Here is a 1,813-nt window from a genome sequence, read left to right as displayed (position 1 = left end):
ATCCTTATAAGAGAAGACTCGTCCCATATCGTAGTAGCGCTTGAAAATCGCGTCCACCCTCACTTTTAAGAGGGAGAGGGAGAAGGGCTTTTCCAGATAGCCATCTGCCAGAGAGGCAAAGGCACTCATCTTGTATTCCTCATCCTGAAAGGCTGTTAACATCAAGACAGGAACCTGACTGGTTTTACGAATCTCAGCTAGGACTTCTAGGCCATTGAGCTTGGGCATCTGAATATCCAGTAAAACCAAGGCTACTTCATAGCTGGAAAATTGCTCCAAGGCTTCTTGTCCGTCCGCCGCCTCAATGGTTTCATAACCACAATCCGTCAAATAATCACTGACCCCCTCACGGATCATCTCTTCATCTTCTACAATTAAAATTTTCATACTTTAACTGCTCTCTATTTTTTTATTTTTCTTAGAATAAATACCTACTCTATTTTTATTATAGCCTCTTACTGGCCTTTTGTCTGTAATCAACTGACCACTAGATAAAACAAAGAGAGCCTATCGCTCTCTCTGCTTGCATTTCACTCTCTATAGAATGAAAATTATTTAGCTGCTTTTGAAAATGTTACAACGTAATTATAATCTTTCCCATTAGATTGATAGACATAGTCCTCTTTGAAAGTATAGCCGCGTTTGCTCAACTCTTCTTTCTTAGCATCAACTTGACTCTTGACAGCTGCTTTAACCTGTTCATTTGATAAACCTTCCGCAATTTCAAGAGAAGTTCCATTGATATCTCCTAGGAAACCTGCAATATCTTTCATTTGATCAAAGTTATAAAAAACATTGACTTTGACCTTTTGAGGAGCTGGCTGTTCTAGACTTCTACGATTTCTGCTAGCGCGTGGTTGAACTGCTGGAGCCATTCTGAAACCTGAAGTTCCTGTAGTCTCCTTAGTGAATGTAACGACGTAGTTATAATTTTTCACAGTAGTATCTTGTTCAAAAATAATGTCATTTTTCACATGATACCCTCTAGCAGCTAGGTCTTTTATCTTGGCTTGAATTTTTTCTTTTACTAGCTCTTTTGCCTGTTCTTCACTCGTTCCTGCAGGAATTGTGACAGTGTTATTTTCTCCCGGATCAGATAGGAAGCCATGAATATCTGGCATTCCAGCGAAGTTATAGCTAATATTTACAGTTCCATCTGGTTCTGATGTTGAACGTGCCACTCTTCTTGCTCTTGCTTGAACCGATGGGGCATTTCTAAAACTTGAAGCCCCTTCTGAAGTTGAAGAAGGTTGTGTTGGAGATGCTGTTGAAGTCGTGCTTGCTTCACTAGCAGGCTGTGTCGGAGCTTCACCTGATCCATGTCCTATCGCTGTGCTTCCATTGTCAATAGTAGTACCTTCATTACGGCCATTTGTTAAATTATCTTTATTATAGTTTGGTGCTGGTAATTCTTCACCTGGAACATTAATTTCATCAATTTTAGTTTGATATTCATCCGCAGCAGCTACTGCTGCATCATGATCTTTAGCATTATTTATTGCGGCTAATGCGTCTTCTTTTAATGTTTTTAATTCCGCTTTTAATTTTTCTTTTTCGGCTTCGTCTTTAACTTTTTCTATTTCACCTAGTTTTGAAGATACTCGTTCATTAATAATATCTTCCCCATCTTTTTGTGCATCTGCTAGTTCCTTTTTAGCTTTTGCTTCTTCAGAAGTTAGCTCTTCCGCTTTCGGCTCAGTTGTTGCTGATTCTTCTGCTTTGGGTGCTGAGGTCGCCGGTGATTCAGAACTTGAATTTGAAGCTACAGGTTGATCTGCAGTCCCTGTGTTTGAAGGGGCGTTGTCTGTTACTG

2 pseudogenes are annotated in these 1,813 nt (G+C 39.8%); both read right to left on the bottom strand.

Annotated elements, in window-relative coordinates:
• A pseudogene (vncR, locus tag HT732_RS10135) lies at positions 1-387 on the bottom strand (response regulator transcription factor VncR); the annotation flags it as partial.
• Between the two features lie 164 nt (positions 388-551).
• A pseudogene (locus HT732_RS10130) lies at positions 552-1,813 on the bottom strand (hypothetical protein); the annotation flags it as partial.

The organism is Streptococcus sp. 5346, assembly GCF_013277455.1.
Lineage (GTDB): Bacteria > Bacillota > Bacilli > Lactobacillales > Streptococcaceae > Streptococcus.
Note: the sequence above shows the minus strand (reverse complement) of the source record. Positions and strands in the feature narration are given on the sequence as shown.